14 protein-coding genes are annotated in these 15819 nt (G+C 62.8%); 13 read left to right on the top strand and 1 reads right to left on the bottom strand.

Annotated elements, in window-relative coordinates; translation table 11 throughout:
• Positions 1–251: 251 nt before the first annotated feature.
• Positions 252–1577: an isocitrate lyase gene (gene aceA, locus ACIP1G_RS12455; protein ID WP_012273289.1), complete on the top strand. Its 1326-nt coding sequence runs from the start codon at positions 252–254 to the stop codon at positions 1575–1577.
• Positions 1578–1841: 264 nt separating this feature from the next.
• On the opposite strand, the gene ACIP1G_RS12450 is transcribed toward aceA, so the two are convergent.
• The gene (locus ACIP1G_RS12450) at positions 1842–2084 is read right to left on the bottom strand and encodes a hypothetical protein (RefSeq protein ID WP_400737158.1); all 243 of its coding nucleotides are present in this window, start codon (positions 2082–2084) and stop codon (positions 1842–1844) included.
• Positions 2085–2831: 747 nt separating this feature from the next.
• Between ACIP1G_RS12450 and ACIP1G_RS12445 the strand changes: the two genes are divergently transcribed.
• The 12 genes from ACIP1G_RS12445 (at position 2832) to nuoL (ending at position 15797) form a co-directional block, all read left to right on the top strand.
• The gene (locus ACIP1G_RS12445; protein WP_400737155.1) at positions 2832–3494 is read left to right on the top strand and encodes a lysoplasmalogenase; all 663 of its coding nucleotides are present in this window, start codon (positions 2832–2834) and stop codon (positions 3492–3494) included.
• Between the two features lie 381 nt (positions 3495–3875).
• Complete coding sequence (locus ACIP1G_RS12440) at positions 3876–4289, top strand: NADH-quinone oxidoreductase subunit A (RefSeq protein ID WP_201199660.1); 414 nt, start codon at positions 3876–3878, stop codon at positions 4287–4289.
• Positions 4290–4298: 9 nt separating this feature from the next.
• Positions 4299–4976: an NADH-quinone oxidoreductase subunit B family protein gene (locus ACIP1G_RS12435; protein WP_008096180.1), complete on the top strand. Its 678-nt coding sequence runs from the start codon at positions 4299–4301 to the stop codon at positions 4974–4976.
• Positions 4977–5055: 79 nt separating this feature from the next.
• Positions 5056–6837, top strand: a complete 1782-nt coding sequence (nuoC, locus tag ACIP1G_RS12430; RefSeq protein ID WP_201199662.1) for an NADH-quinone oxidoreductase subunit C/D — start codon at positions 5056–5058, stop codon at positions 6835–6837.
• A 2-nt stretch (positions 6838–6839) separates the two neighbouring features.
• The gene (gene nuoE / locus ACIP1G_RS12425; RefSeq protein ID WP_003251433.1) at positions 6840–7337 is read left to right on the top strand and encodes an NADH-quinone oxidoreductase subunit NuoE; all 498 of its coding nucleotides are present in this window, start codon (positions 6840–6842) and stop codon (positions 7335–7337) included.
• Entirely contained in the window at positions 7334–8713 is a 1380-nt protein-coding gene (gene nuoF, locus ACIP1G_RS12420; RefSeq protein ID WP_400737152.1) for an NADH-quinone oxidoreductase subunit NuoF, read from the top strand. The genes nuoE and nuoF overlap by 4 nt, the downstream gene beginning before the upstream one ends.
• Positions 8714–8845: 132 nt before the next feature.
• Positions 8846–11560, top strand: coding sequence for an NADH-quinone oxidoreductase subunit NuoG (gene nuoG / locus ACIP1G_RS12415; protein ID WP_400737149.1), 2715 nt, complete (start codon positions 8846–8848; stop codon positions 11558–11560).
• Entirely contained in the window at positions 11557–12564 is a 1008-nt protein-coding gene (nuoH, locus tag ACIP1G_RS12410; RefSeq protein ID WP_172221305.1) for an NADH-quinone oxidoreductase subunit NuoH, read from the top strand. The genes nuoG and nuoH overlap by 4 nt, the downstream gene beginning before the upstream one ends.
• An 11-nt stretch (positions 12565–12575) precedes the next feature.
• Positions 12576–13124, top strand: a complete 549-nt coding sequence (nuoI, locus tag ACIP1G_RS12405; protein WP_003251442.1) for an NADH-quinone oxidoreductase subunit NuoI — start codon at positions 12576–12578, stop codon at positions 13122–13124.
• Between the two features lie 10 nt (positions 13125–13134).
• Positions 13135–13635, top strand: a complete 501-nt coding sequence (gene nuoJ / locus ACIP1G_RS12400) for an NADH-quinone oxidoreductase subunit J (protein WP_060494616.1) — start codon at positions 13135–13137, stop codon at positions 13633–13635.
• 3 nt (positions 13636–13638) lie between these two features.
• The gene (nuoK, locus tag ACIP1G_RS12395) at positions 13639–13947 is read left to right on the top strand and encodes an NADH-quinone oxidoreductase subunit NuoK (protein ID WP_003251446.1); all 309 of its coding nucleotides are present in this window, start codon (positions 13639–13641) and stop codon (positions 13945–13947) included.
• Positions 13944–15797: an NADH-quinone oxidoreductase subunit L gene (gene nuoL / locus ACIP1G_RS12390; protein WP_400737145.1), complete on the top strand. Its 1854-nt coding sequence runs from the start codon at positions 13944–13946 to the stop codon at positions 15795–15797. Before nuoK ends, nuoL begins: the two co-directional genes overlap by 4 nt.
• Positions 15798–15819: the final 22 nt, after the last annotated feature.

Here is a 15819-nt window from a genome sequence, read left to right as displayed (position 1 = left end):
GCGACTGCAACGAAGAAGTTGTCCCGAGGGACGGAAGCGCATCACCGCAGTACTGGCAATCGCGTAGCACCGCAGCAGGCAACCACGAGCCGACCTGCCGGAGCACACCTTCGCCTGGCCTGCCACACCCTTCCCCTTCGAGCCTTCGCGTTCGCCGCCGCACTCCCCCGGACAGGACAGCCGCCAGGTCCCTGATCTGCCCCGAGCATCAGCACAATTAACCCAAGATCGATGCGACGAGGTTTATTTCCATGGCACTGACACGCGAACAGCAAATTGCAGCCCTCGAGAAAGACTGGGCCGAGAACCCGCGCTGGAAAGGCGTGACCCGTACCTACACCGCCGCTGATGTCGTTCGCCTGCGTGGCTCCCTGCAGCCTGAGCACACCCTGGCTCGCCAAGGTGCAGAAAAACTGTGGAAGCTGGTCACCCAAGGTGCCCACCCGTCCTTCCGCCCAGAAAAAGATTTCGTCAACTGCATGGGCGCCCTGACCGGCGGCCAGGCAGTGCAGCAGGTAAAAGCCGGCATCCAGGCCATCTACCTGTCCGGCTGGCAGGTTGCCGCCGACAACAACTCGGCCGAGTCCATGTACCCTGACCAGTCGCTGTACCCGGTCGACTCGGTACCGACTGTGGTCAAGCGCATCAACAACTCGTTCCGCCGCGCCGACCAGATCCAGTGGAAAGCCGGCAAGAACCCGGGCGACGAAGGCTACATCGACTACTTCGCGCCGATCGTGGCTGACGCCGAAGCCGGTTTCGGCGGCGTACTGAACGCCTACGAGCTGATGAAGAACATGATCGAAGCAGGCGCCGCCGGCGTGCACTTCGAAGACCAGCTGGCCTCGGTGAAAAAGTGCGGCCACATGGGTGGCAAGGTACTGGTACCGACCCAGGAAGCCGTACAGAAACTGGTGGCTGCCCGCCTGGCTGCTGACGTATCGGGCGTCCCGACCATCATCCTGGCCCGTACTGACGCCAACGCCGCCGACCTGCTGACCAGCGACTGCGACCCGTACGACCAGCCGTTCGTGATTGGCGAGCGCACCCGTGAAGGCTTCTACAAGGTACGCGCCGGCCTCGACCAGGCCATCTCCCGCGGCCTGGCCTACGCCCCGTACGCCGACCTGATCTGGTGTGAAACTGCCAAGCCGGACCTGGACGAAGCCCGCCGCTTCGCCGAAGCGATCAAGAAGGAGTACCCGGACCAGATCCTGTCGTACAACTGCTCGCCTTCCTTCAACTGGAAGAAGAACCTGGACGACGCCACCATCGCCAAGTTCCAGCGCGAACTGTCGGCCATGGGTTACAAGCACCAGTTCATCACCCTGGCAGGCATTCACAACATGTGGCACGGCATGTTCAACCTGGCGCACGACTACGCCCGCAATGACATGACCGCCTACGTGAAGCTGCAGGAGCAGGAATTCGCTGACGCCAGCAAGGGCTACACCTTCGTGGCGCACCAGCAGGAAGTGGGCACTGGCTACTTCGACGACATGACCACTGTGATTCAGGGTGGGGCTTCGTCGGTGACTGCACTGACTGGTTCGACTGAGGAAGAGCAGTTCCACTGATAGTGGATTGCGGTTGAACAAAGGCCCGGGGCTTGTGAAAGCCCTGGGCCTTTGTTTTTGCCCGTACCGGCCCTTTCGCGGCGGTTCGACGCCTCGATGAACCCGCCCACAGGACTGGACGGGACCATTGGTCTATCCCCTGATACTCTCGAATGCCTGTGCCGGCCTCTTCGCGGGTAAACCCGCTCCTACAACGATAGTTGTCCGATGTAGGAGCGGGTTTACCCGCGAAGAGGCCAGCCCAGGCAACACATCACTTATGCCCTAGTGCATAGCCCTGGGCTCGGTGGGCATCTGCACCTGAATCAATGCCGACTCAAGCAAAACCCGCAGCGCCTCCAGCTCATGCATCGAGGTCATCATCAGGATCGAAGCCGGTGATTTGGGCTGCAGCAGCAAGGTCTGATGCACCACGGTGGCTGCGCATAGCGCGTAGTCGGAGGCCTGGATCAGGGTGTCTTCGAGGGAATGGGGGTTGTGGGGTGGATCGGGGACAACTTTCAGCATGACTCGCTCCTTTCTTTCCTGTTTGGCCGCCACCCGCCCGCTGTCAAACGGTGGGGTGGCAGCTATGCGCGGGTTGACAGACCGGTGGAAAGAAAGAAAGACCGGCGCACGCGAACGTGCCCACACGCACAGCCGCCATTGAGGCAAAGCGAGTGCACCTTCTTTCAATTCCGGCCTGTCAAAGCCGTGTCGTTGATGTGCAACGACAGGTCGAGACTAGAGCCCTGCTACAGCAGCCGCAATGGAAAACAGGCGGCAGGAGTATGTTTGGGAAATGGCCTACAGGGAAGGGGTTAAATCCGACATGTGAGGTGTTCTGCGGTCGATTGCGTCAGGGCGGCGAGGTGCCTGCCTTGGTTTTTGCGGTGTTGCTCAAATCGAGCGCCGCCCGCGCGGCGCTTCGCGGGGCAAGCCCGCTCCCACTGTCTGTTTCGGGCCAGTCACGCCTGTGAGGCCACCGCTGTCCGCCTTGTTTGTTCCCTTTGATGTTGAAGGGGACGCCGCTACCCCTCATCAATCTCCAGCCATGCACCCAGGGTGCGCGCGCCAAAGGCACAGGAGTAACTGGCCAGAAACAGATGTGGGAGCGGGCTTGTCCCGCGAAGCGCCGCGCGGGCGGCGCCCGGTCTCACAGGCGCCACATTCCTTTCGCCATACCCATGCCAGCCCCCACACAATCCCAACGCATCACCAACAAACCCCACAATCAGGTCTATGCTTGTGGCAGCCCAGCAGCAAGGACCGCCCATGCCCCGTCCAAGCCACCTGACCACAATCGCCCTGGCCGCCGCTGCCCTCTATATATATGCACTGGCCAGCGACACCCCCTTGCTCGCCCTGCTGGCCAAACCCATCCCGGTGCTGGCCCTGATCGCCTGGCTGCGCAGCGCCCCAGCCTCGCCCTATCGCAACTGGATCTCCGTCGGCCTGGCCTTCTCGGTACTCGGCGACATCCTGCTGGCCATCCCCGCCGACCTGTTCGTGTTCGGCCTGGTCGCCTTCCTTTGCGCCCACCTGGCCTACCTGCGCGCGTATTGCAGCATAACCTTGCGCCCCGCCCTACCCGCACTCCTGTTCAGCGCCCTCACCGGCATCACGCTGTTCAGCGTACTCGCCAGCCACGGTCTCGGCCCGCTGCTGATCCCGGTCGCAGTGTACGCCCTGGCCATCAGCGCCATGCTCTGGCGCGCCCTGGCCTGCGGTGGCCTGGCCGCGCTCGGTGCCGGCCTGTTCGTATTCTCCGACAGCCTGATCGGCATCGACCGCTTCGTCAGCCCGTTTGCCGCCGCACCGTACCTGATCATCCTCGCCTACTGGCTCGGCCAATGGGCGATCGCTTCATCAGTCGGTCATCGCTCAACCGATAAAGTATTGACCCAGAGCGGTGCAAGCGGCGCTGGAAGCTGCTAGAACACGAGCCTTTCGCATTTGCAAGTAGGGGGAATCGCCAGATGAACTTTACAAGGTGCAGAACAGCCCAATTAAAAGGCATCAGGTCAAATGATATTAATTATCATTCCGAAACTTGTAATTCGTTACCAGTCGCAAGAAACATAATTAACAAAAGCGCACGCAATGCCCGAATTTCAAGGCTTTCAGCCAGTTACAAGCGGCTTTTGTACTTAATGCTACGAATAAATTTGCTACAGAAATTTTACTTGCACCGGGTTTACCCATAAAATCAGCGCGATTGACTCAGCTGCGACATTTGGTCACTGCACCTGCGACACCACGTCGCCGCTTTACTTATTTCAGACTGCAGAGCTGGGTCTCTGTATAAGGATCTTTAGCATGTCCGATTCGGCAGGACTCATCGCCCACAACTGGGGCTTTGCCATCTTCCTCTTGGGTGTCGTCGGCCTGTGTGCCTTCATGCTCGGCCTGTCCAGCCTGCTCGGTAGCAAGGCCTGGGGCCGCGCCAAGAACGAACCCTTCGAATCCGGCATGCTGCCCGTCGGTAGCGCCCGCCTGCGCCTGTCCGCCAAATTCTATCTGGTCGCGATGCTGTTCGTGATCTTCGATATCGAAGCCCTCTTTCTCTTTGCATGGTCTGTGTCCGTCCGCGAAAGCGGCTGGACCGGGTTCATCGAAGCTCTCGTTTTCATAGCAATTCTGTTGGCAGGTCTTGTCTACCTTTGGCGCGTCGGGGCACTTGATTGGGCTCCCGAAGGTCGCCGCAAGCGGCAAGCGAAGCTGAAACAATGAGGCTTTGGCATGCAATACAATCTCACCAGAATCGATCCGGATGCGCCCAACGAGCAGTACCCGGTCGGTGAACGGGAAACCGTCACCGATCAACTGCTAGAGGACCAGGTCCACAAGAACATCTACATGGGGAAACTCGAAGATGTGCTGCGTGGCGCGGTCAACTGGGGTCGCAAGAACTCCCTCTGGCCGTACAACTTCGGCCTGTCCTGCTGCTACGTGGAAATGACCACGGCCTTCACGGCACCCCACGACATCGCCCGCTTCGGCGCCGAAGTCATCCGGGCTTCGCCGCGTCAGGCCGACTTCATGGTCATCGCCGGTACCTGCTTCGTGAAGATGGCGCCGATCATCCAGCGCCTGTACGAGCAGATGCTCGAGCCAAAATGGGTCATCTCCATGGGTTCGTGCGCCAACTCCGGTGGCATGTACGACATCTACTCGGTCGTTCAGGGGGTCGACAAGTTCCTCCCCGTGGACGTCTATGTGCCTGGCTGCCCGCCACGCCCTGAGGCTTTCCTGCAAGGCTTGATGCTGCTGCAGGAGTCGATCGGCCAAGAACGACGCCCGCTTTCCTGGGTTGTTGGTGATCAAGGTATTTACCGTGCCGAGATGCCAGCCCAGAAAGACCTGCGTCGTGAGCAGCGCATTGCAGTAACCAACCTGCGCAGCCCCGACGAAGTCTGATCCAGCGACCTGCCGCCCGCTCCCCAAGGAGCCGGCGGCCTGGCTTCATTCTTAACGTTGACCCAAAGCGACCGAGACCATGACAGCGGACAACGCTATTTTCATTCCGCCCTACAAGGCTGACGACCAGGATGTGGTCGTCGAACTGCACAACCGTTTTGGCGCCGAAGCATTCGTCGCCCAGGAAACCCGCACCGGCATGCCCGTGCTGTGGGTCAAGCGCGCCCAGCTCAAAGAGGTGCTCAGCTTCCTGCGCGGTGTGGCCAAGCCATACAGCATGCTGTACGACCTGCACGGCGTCGACGAACGCCTGCGCACCCAGCGCCGCGGCCTGCCTGCCGCCGACTTCAGCGTGTTCTACCACCTGCTGTCGGTCGAGCGTAACAGCGACGTGATGATCAAGGTGTCGCTCAGCGAAGGCGACCTGAACCTGCCGACCGTGACCGGTATCTGGCCAAACGCCAACTGGTACGAGCGTGAAGTCTGGGACATGTTCGGCATCGACTTTGCCGGCCACCCGCACCTCAGCCGCATCATGATGCCGCCCACCTGGGAAGGTCATCCGCTGCGCAAGGACTACCCTGCCCGCGCCACCGAGTTCGACCCGTACAGCCTGACCCTGGCCAAGCAACAGCTTGAAGAGGAATCGGCACGCTTCAACCCGGAAGCCTGGGGCATGAAGCGTCAGGGCGCCAACGAGGACTACATGTTCCTCAACCTTGGCCCCAACCACCCTTCGGCGCACGGTGCGTTCCGTATCGTCCTGCAGCTGGACGGTGAAGAGATCGTCGACTGCGTACCGGACATCGGCTACCACCACCGTGGCGCCGAGAAAATGGCCGAGCGCCAGTCCTGGCACAGCTTCATCCCCTACACCGACCGTATCGACTACCTCGGCGGGGTGATGAACAACCTGCCTTACGTGCTCGCGGTCGAGAAGCTGGCCGGCATCCAGGTGCCGCAGAAGGTCGACGTGATTCGCATCATGCTGGCCGAGTTCTTCCGTATCACCAGCCACCTGCTGTTCCTGGGTACCTACATCCAGGACGTCGGCGCCATGACCCCGGTGTTCTTCACCTTCACCGACCGCCAGCGCGCCTACACCGTGATCGAAGCGATCACCGGTTTCCGCCTGCACCCGGCCTGGTACCGCATCGGTGGCGTTGCCCACGACCTGCCGCGCGGCTGGGACAAGCTGGTCAAGGACTTCGTCGAATGGCTGCCCAAGCGCCTCGACGAATACACCAAGGCTGCCCTGCAGAACAGCATCCTCAAGGGCCGTACCATCGGCGTTGCCGCGTACAACACCAAGGAAGCGCTGGAATGGGGTACCACCGGTGCCGGCCTGCGTTCCACCGGTTGCGACTTCGACCTGCGTAAAGCCCGCCCTTACTCCGGCTACGAGAACTTCGAGTTCGAAGTACCGCTGGCCCACAACGGCGATGCCTACGATCGCTGCATGGTCCGTGTCGAGGAGATGCGCCAGAGTATCCGCATCATCGACCAGTGCCTGCGCAACATGCCGGAAGGCCCGTACAAGGCGGATCACCCGCTGACCACGCCGCCGCCGAAAGAGCGCACCCTGCAGCACATCGAAACCCTGATCACGCACTTCCTGCAAGTCTCGTGGGGCCCGGTCATGCCGGCCAACGAGTCGTTCCAGATGATCGAGGCGACCAAGGGCATCAACAGTTACTACCTGACGAGCGATGGCGGCACCATGAGCTACCGCACCCGGATCCGTACCCCGAGCTACCCGCACCTGCAGCAGATCCCTTCGGTGATCAAAGGCAGCATGGTCGCCGACCTCATTGCGTACCTGGGCAGTATCGACTTCGTTATGGCTGACGTGGACCGCTAAGCATGAACAGCACGCTTATCCAGACAGACCGTTTCGCCCTCAGCGAAACCGAGCGCTCGGCCATCGAGCACGAAATGCATCACTACGAGGACCCGCGCGCGGCGTCCATCGAAGCCCTGAAGATCGTCCAGAAGGAACGTGGCTGGGTGCCGGACGGCGCCATCCACGCCATCGGCGAAGTGCTGGGCATCCCGGCCAGCGACGTCGAGGGTGTTGCCACCTTCTACAGCCAGATCTTCCGTCAGCCGGTCGGCCGCCACATCATCCGCGTGTGCGACAGCATGGTCTGCTACATCGGCGGCCACGAGTCCGTGGTCAGCCAGATCCAGAGCGAGCTGGGCATCGGCCTGGGCCAGACCACTGCAGACGGGCGCTTCACCCTGCTGCCGGTGTGCTGCCTGGGCAACTGCGACAAGGCGCCGGCGCTGATGATCGACGACGACACCTTTGGCGACGTACAGCCAGCTGGCGTTTCCAAACTGCTGGAGGGTTACGTATGACCATTACTTCCTTCGGCCCGGCCAACCGCATCGCGCGCACGGCCGAAACCCACCCGCTGACCTGGCGCCTGCGTGACGACGGCGAGCCGGTATGGCTGGCCGAGTACGAATCGAAAAACGGCTACGCCGCTGCCCGCAAGGCACTGGCGCAGATGTCGCAGGACGATATCGTGCAGGCGGTCAAGGACTCCGGCCTCAAGGGCCGTGGTGGTGCAGGCTTCCCCACTGGCGTGAAGTGGGGCCTGATGCCCAAAGACGAATCCATGAACATCCGCTACCTGCTGTGCAACGCGGACGAAATGGAGCCGAACACCTGGAAGGACCGCATGCTGATGGAGCAACAGCCCCATCTGCTGGTCGAGGGCATGCTGATCAGCGCCCGCGCCCTGAAGGCCTACCGCGGCTACATCTTCCTGCGTGGCGAATACACCACCGCAGCGAAAAACCTCAACCGTGCCATCGACGAAGCCAAGGCCGCCGGCCTGCTGGGCAAGAACATCCTCGGCAGCGGTTTCGATTTCGAGCTGTTCGTGCACACCGGTGCCGGCCGCTACATCTGCGGTGAAGAAACCGCACTGATCAACTCGCTGGAAGGCCGCCGCGCCAACCCGCGCTCCAAGCCGCCCTTCCCTGCCGCCGTTGGCGTGTGGGGCAAGCCGACTTGCGTGAACAACGTCGAAACCCTGTGCAACGTGCCGGCCATCGTCGCCAACGGCAACGACTGGTACAAGTCGCTGGCCCGTGAAGGCAGTGAAGACCATGGCACCAAGCTGATGGGCTTCTCCGGCAAGGTGAAGAACCCGGGCCTGTGGGAACTGCCGTTCGGCGTTACCGCCCGCGAGTTGTTCGAAGACTACGCCGGTGGCATGCGCGACGGCTTCAAGCTCAAGTGCTGGCAGCCAGGCGGCGCCGGTACCGGCTTCCTGCTGCCCGAGCACCTCGACGCGCAGATGTACGCCGGCGGCATCGCCAAGGTTGGCACCCGTATGGGTACGGGCCTTGCCATGGCGGTCGACGACAGCATCAACATGGTTTCGCTGCTGCGCAACATGGAAGAGTTCTTCGCCCGCGAGTCGTGCGGCTGGTGCACCCCATGCCGTGACGGCCTGCCGTGGAGCGTGAAGATGCTGCGCGCACTGGAGAACGGCCAGGGCCGCGCCGAAGACATCGAGACGCTGTTGGGGCTGGTCAACTTCCTCGGTCCAGGCCGCACCTTCTGTGCTCACGCACCGGGTGCCGTCGAGCCATTGGGCAGTGCCATCAAATACTTCCGCTCGGAGTTCGAGGCCGGTGTCGCCCCAGCAAGCGCTGGCGATGCACTGCGCCAGAACCTGGCGAAGCCAATCCAGGCCGGGCCGATCGTGGTCGGCGCATAACAAGATGATTAGGCGGGTGGTCCGTGCCACTCGCCAGCTTGCCGGCAGGCCCGAGCGATCGAGGCGTGTCGCAAGCTCACCGATTTCCATTAGCCACGCCCGCTCACGCGGGCCAACGAAGAACTTTGAACAATGGCCACTATCCACGTAGACGGCAAAGCGCTCGAAGTCAACGGTGCAGACAACCTGTTACAGGCGTGTCTGTCACTCGGCCTCGACATCCCCTATTTCTGCTGGCACCCGGCGCTTGGTAGCGTTGGCGCCTGCCGGCAGTGCGCGGTCAAGCAGTACACCGACGAGAACGACACCCGTGGTCGTATCGTCATGTCCTGCATGACCCCTGCCTCCGACGGCACCTGGATCTCCATCGAAGACGAAGAGTCCAAGGCGTTCCGCGCCAGCGTCGTCGAATGGCTGATGACCAACCACCCGCACGACTGCCCGGTGTGCGAGGAAGGCGGTCACTGCCACCTGCAGGACATGACGGTAATGACCGGCCACAACGAGCGCCGCTACCGTTTCACCAAGCGTACCCACCAGAACCAGGACCTCGGCCCGTTCATCGCCCATGAGATGAACCGCTGCATCGCCTGCTACCGCTGCGTGCGCTACTACAAGGACTACGCCGGTGGTACCGACCTGGGCGTGTACGGCGCCCACGACAACGTGTACTTCGGCCGCGTCGAAGACGGCGTGCTGGAAAGCGAATTCTCCGGCAACCTGACCGAGGTCTGCCCGACCGGCGTGTTCACCGACAAGACCCACTCCGAGCGCTACAACCGCAAGTGGGACATGCAGTTCGCCCCGAGCATCTGCCACGGCTGCTCCAGCGGCTGCAACATCAGCCCGGGTGAGCGTTACGGCGAACTGCGCCGCATCGAGAACCGCTTCAACGGTTCGGTCAACCAGTACTTCCTGTGCGACCGCGGCCGTTTCGGCTACGGCTACGTCAACCGCAAGGACCGCCCACGCCAGCCACACCTGGCCGACGGCTCCAAGCTGGGCCTGGACGCTGCCCTGGACAAGGCTGCCGACCTGCTGCGCGGCCGTACCATCGTCGGTATCGGCTCGCCACGCGCCAGCCTCGAAAGCAACTACGGCCTGCGTGAGCTGGTCGGTGCCGAGTACTTCTACTCCGGTATGGAAGCTGGCGAACTGGCCCGCGTACGCCTGGCCCTGAACGTGCTGAACAACAGCCCGCTGCCAGTGCCGACCCTGCGCGACATCGAAGACCACGACGCCGTGTTCGTGCTCGGTGAAGACCTGACCCAGACCGCTGCCCGCGTTGCCCTGGCCGTGCGCCAGTCCACCAAGGGCAAGGCCGAGGCCATGGCCGAAGCGATGAAAGTGCAGCCATGGCTCGACGCCGCGGTGAAGAACATCGGCCAGCACGCGCTGTACCCGCTGTTCATCGCCTCGCTGGCTGAAACCAAGCTGGACGACGTCGCCGAAGAGTGCGTACACGCTGCCCCGGCCGACCTGGCCCGCATCGGTTTCGCCGTGGCCCACGCCATCGACCCAAGCGCCCCTGCCGTTGAAGGCCTGGACGCCGAAGCCAAGGCCCTGGCCCAGCGCATCGCCGACGCCCTGGTCGCCGCCAAGCGCCCACTGGTGGTAGCCGGTACTTCGCTGGCCGACCCGGCGCTGATCGAAGCCGCCGCCAACATCGCCAAGGCCCTGAAGCTGCGCGAGAAGAACGGTTCGCTGAGCCTGGTGGTACCTGAAGCCAACAGCATCGGCCTGGCCATGCTCGGTGGCGAATCCGTCGATGCCGCGCTGGACGCGGTCATCAGCGGCAAGGCCGACGCCATCGTCGTGCTGGAAAACGACCTGTACGCCCGCGTACCGGCCGCCAAGGTCGACGCAGCCCTGGCTGCGGCCAAGGTGGTAATCGTTGCCGACCACTCGAAAACCCCGACGGTCGACCGCGCCCACCTGGTGCTGCCAGCCGCCTCGTTCGCCGAAGGCGACGGCACCCTGGTCAGCCAGGAAGGCCGTGCCCAGCGCTTCTTCCAGGTGTTCGACCCGCAGTACCTGGACAGCAGCATCCAGATCCACGAAGGCTGGCGCTGGATGCACGCCCTGCGTGCCACCCTGCTGAACAAGCCGGTCGACTGGACCCAGCTGGACCACGTCACCAGCGCCTGCGCCGAAGCCGCCCCGCAACTGGCCGGCATCGTCAACGCCGCACCAAGCGCCGCGTTCCGCATCAAGGGCATGAAGCTGGCCCGTGAGCCGCTGCGCTACTCCGGCCGTACCGCCATGCGCGCCAACATCAGCGTGCACGAGCCACGTACCCCGCAAGACAAGGACACCGCGTTCTCCTTCTCCATGGAAGGCTACTCGGGTTCGGCCGAACCGCGCCAGCAGGTGCCGTTCGCCTGGTCGCCGGGCTGGAACTCGCCACAAGCCTGGAACAAGTTTCAGGATGAGGTCGGTGGCCACCTGCGTGCCGGTGACCCGGGCGTGCGCCTGATCGAATCGCAAGGCGACCGCCTGAACTGGTTCAACGCCATTCCGGGTGCTTTCAACCCGGCCCGTGGCACCTGGACTGCCGTACCGTTCTTCCACCTGTTCGGCAGCGAAGAAAGCTCCTCGCGCGCCGCCCCGGTGCAGCAGCGCATCCCGGCTGCCTATGTCGGCCTGGCCAAGTCCGAAGCCGACCGCCTGGGCGTCAACGACGGTGCCCTGCTGAGCCTGAACGTCGCCGGTGTGGCCCTGCGCCTGCCGCTGCGTATCAATGAAGAGCTGGGCGCTGGCCTGGTCGCGCTGCCGAAAGGCCTGGCCGGCATCCCGCCTGCCATCTTCGGTGCATCCGTCGAAGGTCTGCAGGAGGCAGCACAATGAGCTGGTTCACCCCCGAAGTGATCGATGTGATCATCCAGGTCGTCAAGGCTATCGTGGTGCTGCTGGCCGTGGTGGTCTGCGGCGCCCTGCTCAGCTTCGTCGAACGCCGCCTGCTGGGCTGGTGGCAGGACCGCTACGGTCCGAACCGTGTCGGTCCGTTCGGCATGTTCCAGATCGCCGCCGACATGCTGAAGATGTTCTTCAAGGAAGACTGGAACCCGCCCTTCGTCGATCGCATGATCTTCACCCTGGCGCCGGTCGTGGCCATGAGCGCCCTGCTGATCGGCTTCTCGATCATCCCGATCACACCGGGCTGGGGCGTCGCCGACCTGAACATCGGCCTGCTGTTCTTCTTCGCCATGGCCGGCCTGTCGGTCTACGCGGTGCTGTTCGCCGGCTGGTCGTCGAACAACAAGTACGCCCTGCTGGGCAGCTTGCGTGCTTCGGCACAGACCGTGTCGTACGAAGTGTTCCTGGGCCTGGCGCTGATGGGCGTGGTGGTGCAGGTGGGCTCGTTCAACATGCGTGACATCGTCGAGTACCAGGCACAGAACCTGTGGTTCATCATTCCGCAGTTCTTCGGCTTCTGCACCTTCTTCATCGCTGGCGTCGCCGTGACTCACCGTCACCCGTTCGACCAGCCAGAAGCAGAGCAGGAACTGGCCGACGGCTACCACATCGAGTATGCCGGCATGAAGTGGGGCATGTTCTTTGTCGGTGAGTACATCGGCATCATCCTCATCTCGGCGCTGCTGGTAACCCTGTTCTTCGGCGGCTGGCACGGCCCGTTCGGCATCCTGCCGCAACTGCCGTTCCTGTGGTTCGCACTGAAGACCGCGTTCTTCATCATGCTGTTCATTCTGCTGCGCGCCTCGATCCCGCGCCCACGCTATGACCAGGTGATGGACTTCAGCTGGAAGTTCTGCCTGCCGCTGACCCTGATCAATTTGCTGGTGACCGCTGCGATCGTGCTCTACAACACGCCAGCCGTCGCGGCCCAGTGAGGATTTGACCCATGTTCAAGTATATCGGCGACATCGTTAAGGGCACCGGCACTCAGCTGCGCAGCCTGGCAATGGTGTTCTCCCACGGGTTCCGCAAGCGCGACACCCTGCAGTACCCCGAAGAACCCGTGTACCTGCCGCCGCGCTACCGCGGCCGCATCGTCCTCACCCGCGACCCCGACGGCGAGGAGCGCTGCGTAGCGTGCAACCTCTGCGCGGTGGCCTGCCCGGTTGGCTGCATCTCGCTGCAGAAGGCCGAGACCGAGGACGGCCGCTGGTACCCGGAGTTCTTCCGCATCAACTTCTCGCGTTGCATTTTCTGCGGCCTGTGTGAAGAAGCGTGCCCGACCACCGCGATCCAGCTGACTCCGGATTTCGAAATGGCCGAGTTCAAGCGTCAGGACCTGGTGTACGAGAAAGAAGATCTGCTGATCTCCGGCCCCGGCAAGAACCCTGACTACAACTTCTACCGTGTTGCGGGTATGGCAATCGCTGGCAAGCCGAAGGGCTCTGCACAGAACGAAGCCGAGCCGATCAACGTGAAGAGCTTGCTCCCATAAGGACAGAAAGATGGAATTCGCTTTCTACTTCGCATCCGGGATCGCCGTGGTCTCCACCCTTCGGGTGGTAACCGGCACCAACCCCGTGCACGCCTTGCTTTACCTGATCATTTCGCTGATTTCCGTGGCCATGATCTTCTTCTCCCTGGGTGCGCCGTTCGCCGGCGCCCTGGAAGTGATCGCCTACGCCGGCGCCATCATGGTGCTGTTCGTGTTCGTGGTGATGATGCTCAACCTGGGGCCGGCCTCGGTCGCCCAGGAGCGCGGCTGGCTAAAGCCCGGTATCTGGGCCGGGCCGGTGATCCTCGGCGCCCTGCTGCTGGCGGAGCTGCTGTACGTGCTGTTCGTCACCCCGAGTGGCGCCGGCATCAGCGGTACCACCGTGGGCCCGAAAGAGGTAGGTATCAGCCTGTTCGGCCCGTACCTGCTGGTGGTCGAACTGGCGTCGATGCTGCTGCTGGCTGCAGCCGTCACCGCCTTCCACCTGGGCCGCAACGAGGCGAAGGAGTAAATCATGGGTGCTATCCCTCTCGAGCATGGTCTGGCAGTCGCCGGCATCCTGTTCTGCTTAGGTCTGGTTGGCCTGATGGTCCGCCGCAACATCCTCTTCGTGCTCATGAGCCTGGAAGTCATGATGAACGCCTCTGCCCTGGCGTTCGTCGTCGCCGGTGCCCGTTGGGTCCAGCCCGACGGCCAGGTGATGTTCATTCTGGTGATCAGCCTGGCAGCCGCCGAGGCCAGTATTGGCCTGGCCATCCTGCTGCAGCTGTATCGCCGCTTCCACACTCTCGACATCGATGCTGCCAGTGAGATGCGCGGATGAACCTTATCTTCCTGACTTTCGTCTTCCCCCTCATCGGCTTCCTGCTGCTGTCGTTCTCGCGTGGGCGGTTCTCGGAGAACCTGTCTGCGCTGATCGGCGTCGGTTCGGTCGGCCTCTCGGCCGCCGTAGCCGCCTACGTCATCTGGCAATTCAACGTCGCCCCGCCTGAGGGCGGCGCGTACAGCCAGCTGCTGTGGCAGTGGATGTCGGTGGACGGCTTTGCGCCGAACTTCACCCTGTATGTCGACGGCCTGTCCGTCACCATGCTCGGCGTGGTCACCGGTGTCGGCTTCCTGATCCACCTGTTCGCCTCCTGGTACATGCGTGGCGAAACCGGCTACTCGCGCTTCTTCGCGTACACCAACCTGTTCATCGCCAGCATGCTGTTCCTGGTGCTTGGCGATAACCTGCTGTTCATCTACTTCGGCTGGGAAGGCGTGGGCCTGTGCTCGTACCTGTTGATCGGTTTCTACTACAGCAACCGCAACAACGGTAACGCGGCGCTCAAGGCGTTCATCGTCACCCGTATCGGCGACGTGTTCATGGCCATCGGCCTGTTCATCCTGTTCGCCCAGCTGGGTACCCTGAACGTGCAGGAACTGCTGGTGCTGGCACCGCAGAAGTTCCAGGCTGGCGACACCTGGATGGTGCTGGCAACCCTGATGCTGCTGGGCGGTGCGGTCGGTAAATCGGCCCAGCTGCCACTGCAGACCTGGCTGGCTGACGCAATGGCGGGCCCAACCCCGGTTTCGGCACTGATCCACGCGGCAACCATGGTGACCGCGGGCGTGTACCTGATCGCCCGTACCAACGGCCTGTTCCTGCTGGCGCCAGACATCCTGCACCTGGTAGGTGTTGTCGGTGGCGTGACCCTGGTACTGGCCGGCTTCGCCGCCCTGGTGCAAACCGACATCAAGCGTATCCTCGCCTACTCGACCATGAGCCAGATCGGCTACATGTTCCTGGCCCTGGGCGTTGGTGCCTGGGACGCGGCGATCTTCCACCTGATGACCCACGCCTTCTTCAAGGCCCTGCTGTTCCTTGCCTCTGGTGCGGTGATCGTTGCCTGCCACCACGAGCAGGACATCTTCAAGATGGGCGGCCTGTGGAAGAAACTGCCGCTGGCCTACGCCAGCTTCGTGGTCGGTGGTGCGGCACTGGCTGCCCTGCCAATCGTGACCGTGGGCTTCTACTCCAAGGACGAGATCCTCTGGGAAGCCTTCGCCAGCGGTAACACCGGCCTGCTGTATGCCGGCCTGGTCGGCGCGTTCATGACCTCGCTGTACACCTTCCGCCTGATCTTCATCGCCTTCCACGGCGAAGCCAAGACCGAAGCCCACGCTGGCCACGGCATCAGCCACTGGCTGCCACTGGGCGTGCTGATCGTGCTGTCGACCTTCGTCGGCGCCTGGATTACCCCGCCACTGGCAGGTGTGCTGCCAGAAAGCGCCGGCCACGCCGGCGGCGAAGCCAAGCACGCGCTGGAAATCACCTCGGGTGCCATCGCCATCGCCGGTATCCTGCTGTCGGCCCTGCTGTTCCTGGGCAAGCGCCGCTTCGTCAGCGCCGTGGCCAACAGCGGCATCGGTCGCGTTCTGTCGGCCTGGTGGTTCGCGGCCTGGGGCTTCGACTGGATCTACGACAAGCTGTTCGTCAAACCTTACCTGCTGATCTGCCATATCCTGCGCAAGGACCCTGTAGACCGCAGCATCGGCCTGATCCCTCGCATGGCTCGCGGCGGCCACGTCGCCATGAGCAAGACCGAGACCGGCCAGCTGCGTTGGTACACGGCCTCCATCGCCGTTGGCGCAGTGCTGGTACTCGGCGCTGTGGTAGTGGCTGCGGTATGACCATGAACTTTGCGAACCTTGC

Source organism: Pseudomonas sp. NPDC089392 (genome assembly GCF_044749595.1).
Lineage (GTDB): Bacteria > Pseudomonadota > Gammaproteobacteria > Pseudomonadales > Pseudomonadaceae > Aquipseudomonas.
This window is presented reverse-complemented; position numbering and strand designations above follow the sequence as displayed.

Bases quoted from the DNA above. Each gene is read 5' to 3' on its own strand.
- aceA (WP_012273289.1), top strand. From the start codon at position 252: ATGGCACTGACACGCGAACAGCAAATTGCAGCCCTCGAGAAAGACTGG.
- ACIP1G_RS12450 (WP_400737158.1), bottom strand. From the start codon at position 2,084: ATGCTGAAAGTTGTCCCCGATCCACCCCACAACCCCCATTCCCTCGAA.
- ACIP1G_RS12445 (WP_400737155.1), top strand. From the start codon at position 2,832: ATGCCCCGTCCAAGCCACCTGACCACAATCGCCCTGGCCGCCGCTGCC.
- ACIP1G_RS12440 (WP_201199660.1), top strand. From the start codon at position 3,876: ATGTCCGATTCGGCAGGACTCATCGCCCACAACTGGGGCTTTGCCATC.
- ACIP1G_RS12435 (WP_008096180.1), top strand. From the start codon at position 4,299: ATGCAATACAATCTCACCAGAATCGATCCGGATGCGCCCAACGAGCAG.
- nuoC (WP_201199662.1), top strand. From the start codon at position 5,056: ATGACAGCGGACAACGCTATTTTCATTCCGCCCTACAAGGCTGACGAC.
- nuoE (WP_003251433.1), top strand. From the start codon at position 6,840: ATGAACAGCACGCTTATCCAGACAGACCGTTTCGCCCTCAGCGAAACC.
- nuoF (WP_400737152.1), top strand. From the start codon at position 7,334: ATGACCATTACTTCCTTCGGCCCGGCCAACCGCATCGCGCGCACGGCC.
- nuoG (WP_400737149.1), top strand. From the start codon at position 8,846: ATGGCCACTATCCACGTAGACGGCAAAGCGCTCGAAGTCAACGGTGCA.
- nuoH (WP_172221305.1), top strand. From the start codon at position 11,557: ATGAGCTGGTTCACCCCCGAAGTGATCGATGTGATCATCCAGGTCGTC.
- nuoI (WP_003251442.1), top strand. From the start codon at position 12,576: ATGTTCAAGTATATCGGCGACATCGTTAAGGGCACCGGCACTCAGCTG.
- nuoJ (WP_060494616.1), top strand. From the start codon at position 13,135: ATGGAATTCGCTTTCTACTTCGCATCCGGGATCGCCGTGGTCTCCACC.
- nuoK (WP_003251446.1), top strand. From the start codon at position 13,639: ATGGGTGCTATCCCTCTCGAGCATGGTCTGGCAGTCGCCGGCATCCTG.
- nuoL (WP_400737145.1), top strand. From the start codon at position 13,944: ATGAACCTTATCTTCCTGACTTTCGTCTTCCCCCTCATCGGCTTCCTG.